This window comes from Polyangium jinanense, from assembly GCF_028435265.1.
GTDB classification, from domain to species: Bacteria; Myxococcota_A; Polyangia; order Polyangiales; family Polyangiaceae; genus Polyangium; species Polyangium jinanense.
Genome location: NZ_JAGTJK010000038.1, coordinates 22,523 through 36,717 on the forward strand (window position 1 = coordinate 22,523; position 14,195 = coordinate 36,717).

The window sequence follows — 14,195 nt, forward strand, 5'->3', positions numbered from 1 at the left end:
TGATGAATGACCATACCTTCAAGACTGGCGTTGAGCGCGCACTTCTCTCGGCAGGGTTCGAACGGCACGGGAAGTTGCTGAGGCGGCATGACTCAAGCGTCTGGACGCTCGTCGGTACAGAGAAGGGGTTTGGACAGCAGTGGCACATCAACGTGGGATTCTGGCTAGAAGCACTGGGAGCTGCATGCCCTGCGCAGGTTGAGAAAACGCACCTCTACTTTCGCCTTGAGCGTCTATTCCCAGAGCACCACGAAACGATAGCGTCAGCAGGTGCGCTTGATGACCAGAAGCAATCAGAGGCATTCGGTAAGCTCAACGCGCTCCTTGTCGGCGAGATCGAGCGTGGACTCCGCGCGCTCGGCACCGAGGCCGGGCTCCGCAGTGCAATGGCAGCGGGCCGACTCACGCAGGGGCTGATCACAAAGGAGGCCCGCGAACACCTTCGAAGAGCGTAGCGCGTAAAGAGTTGCCCGGCGTGTGCCGCTGCGATCGAGGGGGCCGGAGCAAGAGCCGTAACACCGCTATGAGCCAGGTGAACTGGTGCGCCTAGTCGAACGCGCTCTCGGGTAGCCTTCGCGCCTCCTTGCCGGAGGATCACATTCGGCCGAGCGCGTGGTTTCTGGCGCGCAGGAGGTGCGCCGGCTGCTCCCGCCCCCGTCTGGGCCCGAGCGCCGGGTGGACGGGCGCTCGTCGTGCAGGAGCAGGACGGCACCACGCCGCCCCCGCATCGGCCGCTTCTGCCGCATGGCGCGCGGCGCGCATCGTTGCGCGAGCGACGCCCACCTCGTGGCGGTAGCCCCGGAAACGTCGCGCGACGCACGTCCACGCCGTGGCCGAGGGTGCGGAAACGTTGCGCAAGCGGCGTCCAGGTCCTGGAGGTGCGTTCGGAAACGTTGCGCGAGCAGCGATCACCTCGTGGCGGTGGGCTCGGAAACGTTACGCAACCGGCGTCCACGCCGTGGCCGCGCCTCGCGCAACGATGCCGCGCCCTCGTCCATCACGTGCGGCGCGCTCGCGCAACGTTGCGCGCTCTTCTCCACGAGAAAACCATCACCGGCGCCGCGACGCGAACCTCTTGACGATCCCACGACCATGATGTGTGCTCCCTCGCGCTTTCCTGAGAAAGGATCTGCCTGATGTCCGTACTCCCGAACGCAAAGACTCCCATCGACAAGTGCGAGCACAAGAGCCTGCACACACGGACGATGCTCACGAAGTTTCAGGACGTCCCCGCCCTGGATGGTCTCGCCGCCAAGCTGGAGGCCGCGACGAGCCTGCTCCTCGCGACGCAGGACGCCTACAACGCGAGGGTCAAGGCCCTCATCGTCGTCCGCGTGGAGGTGAAATTCACGGACCTGCTCGCGGACCGGGCCGTCCGTCTCTCGCTCAAGCGCGCGGAGATCGAGGACGGCAAGCCCGGCGGGAAGATCGTGTCGATGCTGTTCCCCAGCGGATCGACGCCCATCATCAAGCCCGTAGGCAGCACGCAGGTGCAGGAAATGCGCGCGCTCGAAGGTCGATACGCAGAGGTCGGGGGGATGTATCCAGCAGCCGTCGACGAGGCGCAGAAAATCACGACACTCCGCATCCGCTACGAGCAGGCCCTCGACGCACGGCGAATGGGAATGGAATCAGCCGCGCAGGCACGCGCCGCGCGCAATCTGGCGAAAGAGGAGTTTCTCGACGTCTTCGCCGAGGTCGCGAATCGAATCAAGGCCGCCTTCCCGCGCGACAAGGCGACGCAGGATCTCTTCTTCCTGAAGGACAAAGTCGCCGCAGACGACGGCGATACGGACGACGCAGACAGCGGGGACGACACGGGCGAGGCATAGGATCACAAGCCGTCTCGCTGGGGCTTCGCCCCAGACCCGACCAGGGGCTATCCGCCCCTGGACCCGGACCAGCGCAAGCGCTGGACCCGGGGTCGATGAACTGCGCGATGCGCAGTTCATCGAACAGGCCAGGTCAAGACCGGCAGCGGCGTTATCCACGAAGACAGCCGCGCGGCTGGTTCGGCTGGCAATCCGGCTTCTTCGTCGGCCTGTTTGAAAAACTGCGCGGAGCGCAGTTTTTCAACCCTGCGTCCAGGGCTTGCCCTGGTCCGGGGTCGAGGGGGCGGACAGCCCCCCGCGGGGTCCGGGGCGGCGCCCCGGTCCGCTTCAGGTATCAAGGAAGGGCTTCGAGCTCGCCTTCCGCCTCTTTCACGTCCTTTGTGAACTCCTTGATGTGGCGGTCTCGCTCCTCGCTCTGCCATTCCGCGTCGGAGAATACGCTCTCCGGGTAGGCCTTCGTCGTGTGGAATGGCCCGTCGCGCCCCGGGACGAGCTCGCGGTCGGGGTAGGTGTCTTCCTTGAGAAGGTATGCCTCCACGTCGCGCAGCACGAATGGCGATTTTGCTCGCTCGTCGAGGACGAGTTTGCCGAAGATGCACATTTTTGCTTCCTGCGCGCCCGCGCCGAGTGGGTCGTTGTGCTCGAGGTACGCGAATCCGTCCCCCTCGGCGTCGTCCACGCGGCCCACGACCACGTAGCGGCCTGGTTTGTCCACCGCGAGACGCAGGTACAAGCAGAGCGAGCCATTCTCGATGACCTCGCGCACGTCGCCCGTGAGGCGGGCCGGCGGCGCGGGCGTGTACACGACGTTGAATTGCGCGGCGCCTTCCTCGCCCTCGATGCGCAGATCGAGGTTGATCGCGATGGGACCGTGATATCCGCCGAACCCCTCCTTCGCCGGGGCGAAGAGCGCGGCGATTGTGGACCCGCCCGCGCCTTCGTCGGCGAATGCGACGCGGGCCGGGGGCATCGTGCTCGCTTGCGGCATCGTCTCCGGGACGCGGGCTTCGGCGCGGAGAACCTCGCAACGCGCGGGGCCGTCGCTCGTCGTACACGAGGCGACGAGGCGCGCGGCCTCGTCGCCCACGAGATACAAGCGATCTTGCTCCAGCGTCACCCGCGCGTCCGTGAGCTTGTGATCCGGGCGCGCGAGCGGCAGCGTGTTTTTTGCGACGGAATGCGGCTTCTGGAGGTCGGGTTTTTCCGAGAGCGGGCGCGCGCCGGGCGGGTAACGTGTCGCCTGCACATACCCTTCGAGCGTGTGCCGCGCTCGCTCCAGACGTTTTTCGGCGATTTGGCGCGCGCTTGCCTCCGCGTCCTCGCCCGTGCCGGCGTTTTTCGAGCCCACCCACCGTGGCTTCGGGCCTGCCTGGTCGCGGCCAGGCGCGGAGCCCGCGGATTGCGCGGGGGATGCGGCGAGCAGATCGTCTTCGGAGGGCGCGCGCCGCGGCGAGAGGCGGTCGCGTTGCCAGAAGAGCAGGAGGACCGCGGCGAGGACGGCCGCCCCGATGACGAGGCGCCGCCGTCCCGGCCGCGGGGAGGCCGTTGTTCCTGCCGAGCGTTTCGTCACGCGGCGGGCTTACTTGGCGAAGTTGACCATGTCGGTGCGCACCGGGGCGATGATGCCCGCCCAGGCGCCGTTCGCGTAATGGTTGTACTGCTCCGACGTGTCGACAAGCGCGACGTTGTGGTACGACCATTTCTGCTTGCCGTTGCTCGTCGCGGCCGTGCCCGCCGTGAGCGTACCGTCGCAGAAGAGGTCGCCCGCGTTGCAGAAGCCGCCCGTCACGGAGACGCCGCCGGTCGAGTGGTACCCGACCGCCTCGTCGTCCTGGCCGGCCAGCGTGGCCGAGTAGAGCGTGCCCTTCGCGCCCGCGAACATGTCAAACCAGATTCCGCGGGTCTGGTTGTGGTCGTAGAGCGCGCGCATCGTGGCCGTCTTCAGGTCGTCCGTGAGCGCGTCGCTCACCGCCCAGGCGCCGATGTTCGCGAGCTCGCTGCCGCCGCCGGCGCCGCTCGCGACGTCGACCCACTTGATGTTCCAGCCGGTCTGCGTGCCGCCCGCATTGCCGCACGTGCCGTCGGCCGCGGGGCTCGCGTTTTTGATGCTGCGCGTCGAGCCGCCGAATTTGTCGAGCGCATACCCGATCTGGGCGTCGCCGGCGCTGTGGGCGGCGATGTAGCACCAGTTCGCGCCCGTACAGTAGCAATCGAGGGCGTTGCGGATGCGGAAGTTCTGCTCGGAGATGTGGCTCTTGCCGTCCCAGTTGACGGCCTTCTTGTTGATGCCGGCCGCGGTCGCCGACGAACCCCAGTAGGAGAAATCGGTGTACGTGCCCGCCTTGGTCGCCGTGCCGGTGTTCCGGCCGTGAATCCAGAGCGAGTAGTTCGTTGCCGACGCGTCCGGAGCGACGAGGAGCGCGGCGGCAGCCAGAGGTGCGAATGCGAGGAGGAGAGAGGCGCGGGACATCCTTCGAGGAGAATCGAGGGGGCCTTGGGTGTCAAGCGGGAACCCGGCCCGCGCCATTCGAACGAATTGCAGAATGGTGGAGCTTTTCCGCGCGGGGTGGAAGGAGCCGTGAGCAGGGGTGGTCGGAATGGTGATCAGGTGGCGCGCATGCAGAGGTCGGTGACCGGGGCCATGCGTAAGGATCTTTCAACGGTCGGGGTGTGGCGGGTAGCATGGACGGTCATGGGACTCCTCACCCGCCGCCGCGCGTCATGCGCGCTCTCGATGTCGGCGCTCCTCGCCTTGCTCCCGGCCTGCGAGCCGCTCGCGGACGACATGGATTTCGTCCGTCAGGAGGTGCAGGTCACGACGCGCAGCACGCTCGTGCCGCCTGCCGATCCCGCGCCCGCCACGCTCAAGGTGATGGCCTGGAACGTGAAATACGGCGCCGCGCGGATCGACTTCTGGTTCGATTACTGGGGCGATCGCGTGCAGATGACGAAGCAAGAGGTCGTGGAGAACATGGCCGACCTCTACCGCCTCGTGAACGAGTACGACCCCGATATCCTCATGACCGAGGAGATCGAGGTGAACTCCCGGCGCAGCGCCTATTACGACATGGTGCAGGGCATGCTGGAGGGCACGAGCCTCAACTACGCGGCCTACATCCAGACCTGGAACAGCCGCTACGTCCCCTCCGAGGGCGTCGGCCGGATGGATCTCGGCAACGCGATCTTCTCGAAATACCCCATCACGTTCGCCGAGCGGATCCGGCAAGAGGATCGCACCGATCAGGACGCGCTCACCGCCAAGTTCTACATTCACCGCATGATCGGGCGCGCCGTGATCGACGTGGGCGCGGGGAGGGACGTGGCCGCGTACGTGGTGCACACCGAGGCCTACGACGTCGACGGCACGAAAGGCCGTCAGATCCAGCAGATCTACGACGAGATCAAAAAAGAGACGCTCCCGTTCGTGGTGGGCGGCGATTTCAACGAGCTGCCGCCGACCGCGATCAAGCTCGTCGGTTTTCCCGATGAACACCCGAGCTCGATCGGCACCGAGTTCGAGCAGCCCCCGTACACGCCGGAGATCATGCAGAAGTTCTACGACGATTTCGTTCCCTGGGTGAGCCTCGAAGCCTACGGCACCACCGAGGCCGATCAGAAGCGTTATTTCACGCATACCGTGGCCGGGCCGCTGCGACCCGACGAGCAGGGCAATCCACAGTTCTGGAACCGCACCCTCGATTATCTCTTCGTCACGAAGGCCGACGCCTGGGCCCCGGGATCGACCGACGTGCTCCAGGAGCCGGGGAGGCAAGGGATCACGAGTGATCCGCTGCTCCTCAGTGATCACGCGCCGGTCGTGGGGACCTGGGTGCTCGGGGGAGGGACGCCGTGAAGCGAGCGTGGTTTGCCGTGATCGGGCTCTTCGCCCTGCTCTCGCCGGCCCTCGCCGAGGCCGAGCCCATGGATGCGCGCGAGACGGCGCGGGTGCTCGACAAGGGAAAACTCTCCGGCGGGCTGATGTCGCCGTTCGAGCTCGGGCTCGGCGGCGGCTGGGAGGTCACGACGATGATCGTGCCGTGGCTTTTGCTCTCGCCGAACCTCACGTTCCGCGGCGAGCTCGGCCATCTCGGCAAGGGCGTCGTGGTGACGGGCGAATACGGACTTTCCGTGCCGACGGGCGCGATGCGCCTGACGCAGGGATATCTGTTCCCGAACTGGGAGAATGCGGGGCAGCGGCCCGGCTGGGTGGTCGCGCCGACGGCGGGGCTCTGGATCTCGGGCGGCGAGCGCGGGGTCCTGACGGGACGGCTGGAAACGACGGTCGGCCTTTCGCTCGGAGACAACCCCGCCACGCCCCTCGAGACGTACGCGCCGCTCGAGCTGCTCTTCGCGCCGGCGCTGAACGGGTTTCGGGTCCGGACCGGCCTGGCCTACGATTACGCGATCCTCGATTGGCTGCGAGCGCGTGCCGCCGTGAACGGATATGCGATCGGGCGGAGCCCGCACCCGCCGCGCTCGCCGTTCTACGCGAGCGCCGAGGTCGGGCTCGAGATCGGGCTCGGCAAGACGCTGCGCGTGGCGCTCGGGGGGATCTGGTACAATTACGATCAGCGCGAAAAGGTCCTCCAAAAAGGGGAGGACGGGCGGTGGCGCAGGGTCCCCGTGCGATCGAACGATTTTTTCCCGACGTTCGACTTGATTCTGCGGCCCCGGTGAAGCGAGGCTAGGGGTCTCTGGGGGAGGAGCGACCCGTGGAACATCTCGTGCAATTGCCGTCGGTCTCCGAGGAGCTCAGCCGGCGCTTTCTGATCCGCCGCTGCCTCGGGCAGGGCGGCTTCGGCGTGGTGTACGAGGCGTTCGATCGATCCCTCGGCTCGGACGTCGCCCTGAAGGCGCTGCTCTCCATGGATCCGGCGGCGCTTTATGCCTTCAAGCAGGAGTTTCGCGCGCTCGCCGACGTCGCGCACGAGAACCTCGTCGGGCTGCACGAGCTCTTCTTCGACGACGGTCGCTTCTACCTGACGATGGAGCTCGTGCGTGGCGTGAGCTTTCTCCGCCACGTGCGCCCGAGCCGTGAAGAACGGAGCGACGCGTCGGCGATCACGCTCCCGCCCTTGCCCACGGCCCAGTGCGCGATGGCCGTCACCATGGACGTCCCCGCCGTCGCGGGGCCGCACGGGACGCTCGCCATGGCGACCTTGCCCCTCGACGGAAATCAGGCGTCACGCCCGCCGATCCAGCAGCCCGACGCGCACGGCGAGCTCGACGTGGATCGGCTGCGCCAGAGCCTCGTGGGGCTCGCGAAGGGCGTGGCCGCCATTCACCGCACGGGCCGCGTGCATCGAGATCTCAAGCCCTCGAACGTGCTCGTGACGCGGGAGGGCCACGTAAAAATCCTCGATTTTGGGCTCGTGGGGTCGTTCGAGTCGCTCGCGCGGGATCGCGTGCTCGTGGTGGGCACGCCCGCGTACATGTCGCCCGAGCAAGCGACGGGTGCGTCGGGGGATGGAAGCTCGGACTGGTACTCGGTCGGCGTGATGCTGTACGAGGCGCTCACGGGCATCGTGCCGCACCTTTTCGAAGGGACGAGCATCGAGAATCTGCTTTACGCGAAGCACCTCGTCGATCCGCCCGATCCGCGGGAGATCGCGCCCGGCGCGCCGGCCGATCTTTCGGAGCTCGCCCTGCGCCTGCTCGCTCGGGATCCGAGCGCGCGCGCGGGCGCCGAGGACATTTTTCGGGTGGTCCGCGCCGCGCGGGAGAGCGCGCCGCCCGCGGCGCCGGGGAAGCGCGGCGCGAAGTCGAGCTTCATGGGACGCGCGCGCGAAATCGCGGCGATGCGCGAGGCGTGGAGCGCGTGCGTCCAGGAAAACCAGCCCGTGGTGCTGCACGTGCACGGCACGTCCGGGATGGGCAAATCGGATCTCGTGCGGCATTTCCTGGATGTGCTCGCCGAGGAGCGTGCGCCGATCATGCTCGAAGGCCGCTGCCACGAGCGCGAGTGGGTGCCCTACAAGGCATTCGACGGCGCGATCGACGCGCTCGCGCGGTTTCTCGGGGAGATCGATTCCGAGGATCGCGGAGCGCTCTTGCCCCCCGGTTTTTCCTCGCTCGCGCGTCTGTTCCCCGTGCTCGGAAGGCTCGCGGAGGAGGGGAGCGAGCCGGAGGCGCCCGATCCGCACGAGCTCCGGCGGCGCGCGTTCGAGGCCCTGCGCAGGCTCTTCGCAAACCTCGCGGAAGAGCGGCCGGTGGTGCTCTATCTCGACGATCTGCAATGGGCCGACGCGGACAGCGCGGCGCTGCTCGAAGCCTTGCTCGCGGCGCCCGCGCCGGAGCTTTTCCTCGTCGCGAGTTATCGCACCGAGGAGGCGCGCGGATGCGAGCTCGTCGGGCGGTTGCCCTCGGCCGAGGCGCCTGCGCCGGGCCTTCTGGCGCGCGAGGTCGTCGTGGGGCCGCTCGCGACCGAGGATGCCGAGGCGCTCGCGCTGTCGATCCTCGCCGAGGACGGCGAGGAGGCGCGAAGGATGGCGGCGCGGATCGCGCGGGAAGCCGCGGGGAGCCCGTTTTTCGTGCAGGAGCTTTCGAGGTATCTCCTCGCCGGTCATACGAGCGAGGGGCTCGACATGCGCGGGGTCGTGGCGGCGCGCGTGGCGCTTTTGCCGGCACCGGCGCGGCTCGTGCTGGAGATCGTGAGCACGGCGGGCAGGCCGATCGAGCCCGTGCTGATCAAGGAGGCCGCGGCGCTCGGGGACGAGGAAAACAGCCGCGCGCTCGCGGTGCTGCGGGCCGAGGGCCTGCTCCGCGCGAAGGGCGGGCGCGACGAGGCGCGCGTGGAGACGTACCACGACAAGATCCGCGAGTCCGTGGTGCAGGGGCTCGCCGAGGGAGATCTGCGCGCGCGGCACCGCGCGCTCGGTCACGCGATGGAGCTGATGAGCAACGCGGATCCGGAGGCGCTCGCGATGCACTTCCGGACAGCCGGCGAGCCTTCGCGCGCGCGGGCCTACATGGAGCGCGCGGCGCAGCGGGCCGAGCACGTGCTTGCGTTCGATCGGGCCGCGACGCTCTATCGGTTGGCGCTGGAGCACGCGGAGGCCGCGGATGTGGGGGCGCTCGAGCTCGGGCTGGCGAGCGCGCTGGCGAAGGCGGGGCGCGGGGCGGAGGCGGCGAACGTGTTCCTCTCCGCGGCGACGAAGCTCGACGCGCGGCCGGCCCTCGTGGCGCGGCAGCGGGCCGTCGAGCATTTGTTACGCGCGGGGCATGTGGACGAAGGCCTCGCCGCGGCCCGGGAGCTCTTGCCGGCCGTGGGCCTTCCGTATCCCGCGACGCCGCGGCGCGCGTTCGTCAACGTCGCAGTGGCCCGCGTGAAGCAGAGGCTCCGCGGCTACCATTTCCAGGAAAAACCCGAGCACGCGATCGACCCCGCGGCGCTCCATCGCATCGATCTTTGCTGGTCGCTCGGCAACGGGCTCGGCGGTGTCGACGCGGTCCGCGGCGCCGATTTCCAGGCGCGGCACCTTGCGCTTTCGCTCGAGGCCGGCGAGCTCTACCGCATCGCGCGGGCCTTCTCCTGGGAGGCCGTGCTGCGCAGCCTCGGCGGCGGCGAGAAGAACATCGCCGATGCGCGGGATCTCGCGGCGCGGGCCGAGGCGATCGCGCTCCGCATCGGCCATCCGCACGCGCTCGCGTGGTCGTGCGCGGGCAAGGCGCTCGCGGCGCACAATGCCTACGAGTTTCGCGAGGCCGTGGTGCTCTGCGAGCGAACGATCGCCCTCTTCCGCGAGGCTTGCAGCAACATCGCCTGGGAGATCGCCTCCATGTACGCCTGGTGGCTGCTCACGGCGCTCTTCTACGTCGGCGACGTCCGCTCCCTGCTCGACCTCTTGCCACGGTGCCGGAGCGAGGCCGAGGCGCTCGGCGATCGGTACATGGAGACCGCGCTCGGCGCGTTCATGACGCCAATGAGCCTGCTCCTCGAGGACCGGCCCGAAGAGGCCGTCGCGTCGAGCAAACACGCCCTCGCGCGCTGGACCACGCGCGGCTTCCACACGATGCACTGGGGCGCGTTTTATTCGAGCACCCAGGCCCTGCTTTACCTGGGCGAAGGCAGCCGCGCGTACGCGGCCGTGCATGGGCAAATCGGAGCCCTTCACGCGGCGATGATACCGCGCACGGTCAAAGCGATCCGGCTGCGGCTCTTCGATCTCCAGGCACGAACGGCGCTCGCACGGGCGCGCGAGGTCGCGAATCCCGAGCCCCTCGTCCGCGAAGCCCTCTTCCTCGCCGAGCGCCTCGACGCGGAGCGCTCCCACTGGTCCGACGCGTGCGCGCTCGGCATTCGCGCGGCTGTATTCGCGCGGCGCGGCGACGTGGATCGTGCCCTCGTTTACCTCGCGCGCGCGCGCTCCTCGTTCCGCCGCTCGGACATGGAGCTTTTCGCGCGCCTCACCGAGCGCCGCATGGGCGAGCTCGAAGGCGGCGAGGCGGGGCGGGCGCGGATCGCCGAGGTCGACACGTGGCTCGGCGCGCAAGGCGTGCCGCGGCCGGATCTGCTCGCCCGGGCCTTGCTCGCCTTCTGACCGCGCTTTACGAGACGCGGGAACATGCAGAAACACGCGGTCGTCATCGGTGCGGGCATGGCGGGCCTCTCGGCGGCGCGGGTGCTCGAGCGATTCTTCGAGAAAATCACGATTCTCGATCGTGACGAGCTCCCGGAGGGGCCCACCGCGCGCGCCGGCGTGCCGCAGGCGAGGCACGTGCATGCGCTCCTCACGCGAGGAGCCAAGGAGCTCGAGGCCATGTTCCCGGGCTTCCTCGCGGAGTACGAGGCGAAGGGCGCGCGCAGGCTCGACGTCGCCCACGAGGGCGCGATCCTGCGATATTCGGGCTGGCAGCAGCCGATGCGGAGCGGCTGCACGGCCTATCTCGCGACGCGGGATCTGACGGAATCGATCGTACGCCGGCGGCTCCGGGAGTGCGGCCGCGTGGAGATCCTCCCGCGGACCGAGGCGACGGGCCTGCACGTTCGTCCGGACGCGCCCGGCCGTGTCGCGGGCGTGCTCGCGGTGCAGCGGGGCGGCGGGACGAACCTCACGCTCCCGGCCGATCTCGTGGTCGACGCGAGTGGCCGCTCGTCGAAGGCGCCTTCGTGGCTCGCGTCGCTCGGCGCCGAGGTGCCGCGCGAGGAGGTGGTCGATTGTTACTCGGGGTATAGCTCCCGCTGGTACGAGGCCCCCGAGCAATTGCCGCCCGAGCTCTGGTGGAAGATGGTATGGCTCGACCCTTCGCCCGAGGAGAACCATTTCATGGGCGGTGTGCTCTTCCCGGTCGAGGGGCGCCGCTGGATCATCTCGCTCGTCGGGTACGCCAAGCATTACCCGCCGAGCGACGAGGATGGGTTCTTGCGCGCGCTCGGCGAACTGCGATCGCCGGTCCTCGCGCGTATGGCGGAGCTCGGAAGGCCCATCTCGCCGGTTTATTCGAGCCGCGCGGGCCAGAACCGTCTGCGCCGGTTCGACAAGCTCGCCCAGCCATTGCCGGGGTTCGTCGCCGTCAGCGACAGCGTGTGTACGTTCAACCCGGTGTATGGCCAGGGGATGACGGTGGCCACCCTCTCGGCGCGCGCCCTCGAATCCACGCTGGAGCGGGTTTCCCTCGGGGATCCGGGCTTCGAGCGGGTCTTCTTCGGCCATCAGCTCCGCACGATCGAGGACGCATGGAACCTCGCCACGAGCGCCGACATGCGGTTCCCGGGCGCGAAGAGTGATCTGCCGAGGCCGTCGAGGTTCGCGTCGTTCTTCGACGATTCCATCCAGCACACGATGACCCGCGACGCCGAGGTGCTGCGGCGGGTGATGCGCGTGTATTACATGATGAAACCGGTGCGCTCGCTCTTCGAGCCGGAGCTCGCCGCGCGGATCCTGCTCGGAGGCGCGGCGAGCATGGCCGCGTCGCGCCTCCACCCGAGGCCGCTCGCGAAAAAACCTCCGCCGCGCCCGGAAAGCTAGGCCGCAGGCTCGTTCGCCCAGTACGTCTCCCGGATCCGCTCGCAGAACGCGACGAGGTTCGCCTTCTCCAGCACGCGGGCCTTCACCGGGTTCTCGGGGGGCGTGAAGACGAGCGGCGCGAGGAGCCCGTACGCTGTCGTGTCGAGCGTCGAAGGCGCGTCGTCCAGGAAAAACGGTTTGTCCCCGAGCAGCTCGGAAGCCGCGTCCACGAGCGAGCGGCCCATGGCATACACCTCTTCCCGCGTGTGCCGCCCGATCCCCTGCGCTTTGAGCATGCTGCGCGTTTGCCGCTGCGCGAACGCGAGCAGCGGGGACACGGCGAAGCGCGGGACCCCGCCGGCCGTCATGCCCTGTGCGATCACGGAACGGAAGCAGGCGAAATCCTCGTCGCGCCACCAGCGCAGGTACACGAAGACGAAATAAAAATCGGCCTCGAACATCGATTTCATGGCGAGCCCGAGCGCACGCTCCTTCGGGCCGAAGCGGCCGTCGTTCAATCGATCGCCGTGCTTTTCGATGAGGTAATCGATGATCTGGCTCGAATCGGGGATCAGACGGTCGCCGTCCGCCGCGTAGGGGATTTTTCCCTTCGGCGCCTTGCGGAAATCGCCGAGCTCGCTGCGATACGGCAGCCCCGCCATGCGGAGCCACGTCTCGAGCTTGATGACGAACGGACCGAGGTCGGGCAAGCCAAACGCGGGGCCGAATTTGTAGACCGTCAGCATGATCGTTCCTTCAGTAAGGGGAATCGTCCTTGCCGTCCTTGCCGTCTTTGCCGCCGTCCTTCTCGGGCGGCGGGGGCGGAGGCGGGGGATCGGGCTTCCGCGGCGGATCGCCGTACTCGACGTGTAGCTTCTTCGCGAGCGCGTCGACGATCATCCGCTCGTGGTAGCTCGGCATCGTCGCGAGCTGCACCGTCACGCGCACGACGTCCTTGCCGCTCTTCACGATCTCGATCGAGCCCGCGTGCACGCGTTTTCCGCTCTCGGGGCTCGTGTACTTGAAGAGCAGGTAGCCGTGCTCGGGATCCTTTTCGGTGATCTCGAGCCCGAGATCCACGCGGACGAGGCGCACCGCCGTGCCCCAGGTCTGCTCGAACGTGTAGGGCGATTCGTAGGCCGTGGCCGCGAGCGCTTCGGGTTCGAAGGCGGGAACGAGGACCACGCCCCCGAGGAGGAACGCACAAAGGGCCATGCTCCAGAGCCTTCGCATACCCAGCATTTACCCCAAGGCTTCGGCCTTGGAAAAGCTTTCCGGCGCCCGCCGGAGCATCCACAGCCCGAGCCCGAGTCCGAACAGGTGAAAGCCCACCTGGGACGCGTACAGCACGAACACGAACGCGGCGCCGGGGCCCCGGAGCGTGTGCTCGGGGAAGTACATCGCGAGCGCCATGTACGTGGAGAGCTGGAACGCGCCGAAATAACCGGGCCCGGAGGGGACGAGGATCCCGATGCCGAGGCAGCCCATGGCCACACACGCCTCGGCCGGCGTGATCCCCGAGAGCCCCGACCCCCACGCGAGCAGCCACACCCCCGCGGCATTCACGCTCCAGTATGCGGCCGTTTCCAGGAGAAACGGCAAGAGGTGGCGGGGCGAGGGCAAGAAGCGGATGCCCTGCGCGACACGGTCGACGATGTCCGCGACGCGTTCGCCGAGGCGCGCGGAGACGAGGCCGACGACTTTTTGGGTGGCGCGGCGGGCGAAATCGCGGGCGAAGAAGAAGACGGCCATCGCGACGAAGGCCGAGAAGAAGAGGAAAAGCGCGACATTGGCGGCGCCGGGCACGGCGGCGACGGGGACGGGGAGATCGCCGATGTGATCGGGGAGGGGATCGAGCGGCGTGGCGCGGCGGAGGGCGACGAAGAGGATGGTGCTCAGCGCGAGGCCGTCGATGACGCGCTCGGCCCCGACGGTGCCGGTCGCCTCCCACATGCGGACGGAGCTGCGGCGGGTGACGAGGTACGGCCGGACGATCTCGCCGCTGCGCAAAGGTGAGAGGAGGATGGCGCCGAAGCCGACCCAGGAGACGGAGATGACGTCGCGAAGGGAAACCCGGCCGAGCGGGCGGAGGAGGTGGCGCCAGCGCGCCGCGCGGAACCAGTGGACGGCGGCGAGAGAGGCCACGTAGGCGACGACGGTCCAGGGGCGGAGGAGGTCGAAGGAGCCGTCCGGCGGGTAGAGAGGCAGGCCGCCACGAAGGAGGATCCAGGCGAGGCCGAGGCCGCAGAGGAGGGAGATGGCGAGGCGGCTGCGCCAGGGGGTCTGGGGGCGTTCGGGGGCGACGCTCGGGACGGGCGTGGCTTCGGGCGGGAGAGGCTCGTCCGCGGCGGACACGGCGCGCAGGGTGGCAGGACGAACGGACGGGGGCAAGGCGGGAGGTGCAGGACCTCGATTG

At 68.4% G+C, this 14,195-nt stretch carries 11 protein-coding genes; 6 read left to right on the plus strand and 5 right to left on the minus strand.

From position 1 onward, the window contains the following. Positions 1–2 precede the first annotated feature (2 nt). On the plus strand, positions 3–455 hold the full coding sequence (locus KEG38_RS39900) for a hypothetical protein (protein WP_272425707.1): 453 nt from the start codon (positions 3–5) through the stop codon (positions 453–455). A gap of 681 nt (positions 456–1,136) precedes the next feature. Next, positions 1,137–1,832, plus strand: a complete 696-nt coding sequence (locus KEG38_RS39905) for a hypothetical protein (protein ID WP_272425708.1) — start codon at positions 1,137–1,139, stop codon at positions 1,830–1,832. Between the two features lie 334 nt (positions 1,833–2,166). Here the strand turns inward: KEG38_RS39905 and KEG38_RS39910 are convergent, their stop codons facing one another. Both KEG38_RS39910 and KEG38_RS39915 read right to left on the minus strand, forming a co-directional pair. After that, positions 2,167–3,402 carry a hypothetical protein gene (locus KEG38_RS39910; RefSeq protein WP_272425709.1) on the minus strand — a complete coding sequence of 412 codons (1,236 nt, stop codon included), beginning with the start codon at positions 3,400–3,402 and terminating at the stop codon, positions 2,167–2,169. Between the two features lie 9 nt (positions 3,403–3,411). Next, positions 3,412–4,302, minus strand: coding sequence for a hypothetical protein (locus KEG38_RS39915; RefSeq protein WP_272425710.1), 891 nt, complete (start codon positions 4,300–4,302; stop codon positions 3,412–3,414). A 222-nt stretch (positions 4,303–4,524) separates the two neighbouring features. Here KEG38_RS39915 and KEG38_RS39920 point away from each other — a divergent pair, with 222 nt between their 5' ends. The 4 genes from KEG38_RS39920 to KEG38_RS39935 are packed head-to-tail and all read left to right on the plus strand — an operon-like array spanning position 4,525 to position 11,800. Then, positions 4,525–5,685 carry an endonuclease/exonuclease/phosphatase family protein gene (locus KEG38_RS39920; RefSeq protein WP_272425711.1) on the plus strand — a complete coding sequence of 387 codons (1,161 nt, stop codon included), beginning with the start codon at positions 4,525–4,527 and terminating at the stop codon, positions 5,683–5,685. Continuing rightward, complete coding sequence (locus KEG38_RS39925; RefSeq protein WP_272425712.1) at positions 5,682–6,509, plus strand: hypothetical protein; 828 nt, start codon at positions 5,682–5,684, stop codon at positions 6,507–6,509. Before KEG38_RS39920 ends, KEG38_RS39925 begins: the two co-directional genes overlap by 4 nt. 35 nt (positions 6,510–6,544) lie before the next feature. Continuing rightward, complete coding sequence (locus KEG38_RS39930; RefSeq protein WP_272425713.1) at positions 6,545–10,372, plus strand: serine/threonine-protein kinase; 3,828 nt, start codon at positions 6,545–6,547, stop codon at positions 10,370–10,372. A 24-nt stretch (positions 10,373–10,396) separates the two neighbouring features. Then, complete coding sequence (locus tag KEG38_RS39935) at positions 10,397–11,800, plus strand: FAD-dependent oxidoreductase (RefSeq protein WP_272425714.1); 1,404 nt, start codon at positions 10,397–10,399, stop codon at positions 11,798–11,800. Here KEG38_RS39935 and KEG38_RS39940 read toward each other — a convergent pair. Genes KEG38_RS39940 through KEG38_RS39950 form a run of 3 tightly spaced genes read right to left on the minus strand, consistent with a single transcriptional unit; the run spans position 11,797 to position 14,134 of the window. Next, positions 11,797–12,525, minus strand: a complete 729-nt coding sequence (locus KEG38_RS39940; RefSeq protein ID WP_272425715.1) for a glutathione S-transferase family protein — start codon at positions 12,523–12,525, stop codon at positions 11,797–11,799. The two genes, KEG38_RS39935 and KEG38_RS39940, sit on opposite strands and share 4 nt — an antisense overlap. 10 nt (positions 12,526–12,535) lie before the next feature. Further along, on the minus strand, positions 12,536–12,994 hold the full coding sequence (locus KEG38_RS39945) for a hypothetical protein (RefSeq protein ID WP_272425716.1): 459 nt from the start codon (positions 12,992–12,994) through the stop codon (positions 12,536–12,538). Positions 12,995–13,021: 27 nt separating this feature from the next. Further along, on the minus strand, positions 13,022–14,134 hold the full coding sequence (locus tag KEG38_RS39950; protein WP_272425717.1) for a lysylphosphatidylglycerol synthase transmembrane domain-containing protein: 1,113 nt from the start codon (positions 14,132–14,134) through the stop codon (positions 13,022–13,024). Between the last annotated feature and the right edge of the window lie 61 nt (positions 14,135–14,195).

Bases quoted from the DNA above. Each gene is read 5' to 3' on its own strand.
- KEG38_RS39940 (WP_272425715.1), bottom strand. From the start codon at position 12,525: ATGCTGACGGTCTACAAATTCGGCCCCGCGTTTGGCTTGCCCGACCTC.
- KEG38_RS39945 (WP_272425716.1), bottom strand. From the start codon at position 12,994: ATGGCCCTTTGTGCGTTCCTCCTCGGGGGCGTGGTCCTCGTTCCCGCC.
- KEG38_RS39920 (WP_272425711.1), top strand. From the start codon at position 4,525: ATGGGACTCCTCACCCGCCGCCGCGCGTCATGCGCGCTCTCGATGTCG.
- KEG38_RS39935 (WP_272425714.1), top strand. From the start codon at position 10,397: ATGCAGAAACACGCGGTCGTCATCGGTGCGGGCATGGCGGGCCTCTCG.
- KEG38_RS39900 (WP_272425707.1), top strand. From the start codon at position 3: ATGAATGACCATACCTTCAAGACTGGCGTTGAGCGCGCACTTCTCTCG.
- KEG38_RS39905 (WP_272425708.1), top strand. From the start codon at position 1,137: ATGTCCGTACTCCCGAACGCAAAGACTCCCATCGACAAGTGCGAGCAC.
- KEG38_RS39915 (WP_272425710.1), bottom strand. From the start codon at position 4,302: ATGTCCCGCGCCTCTCTCCTCCTCGCATTCGCACCTCTGGCTGCCGCC.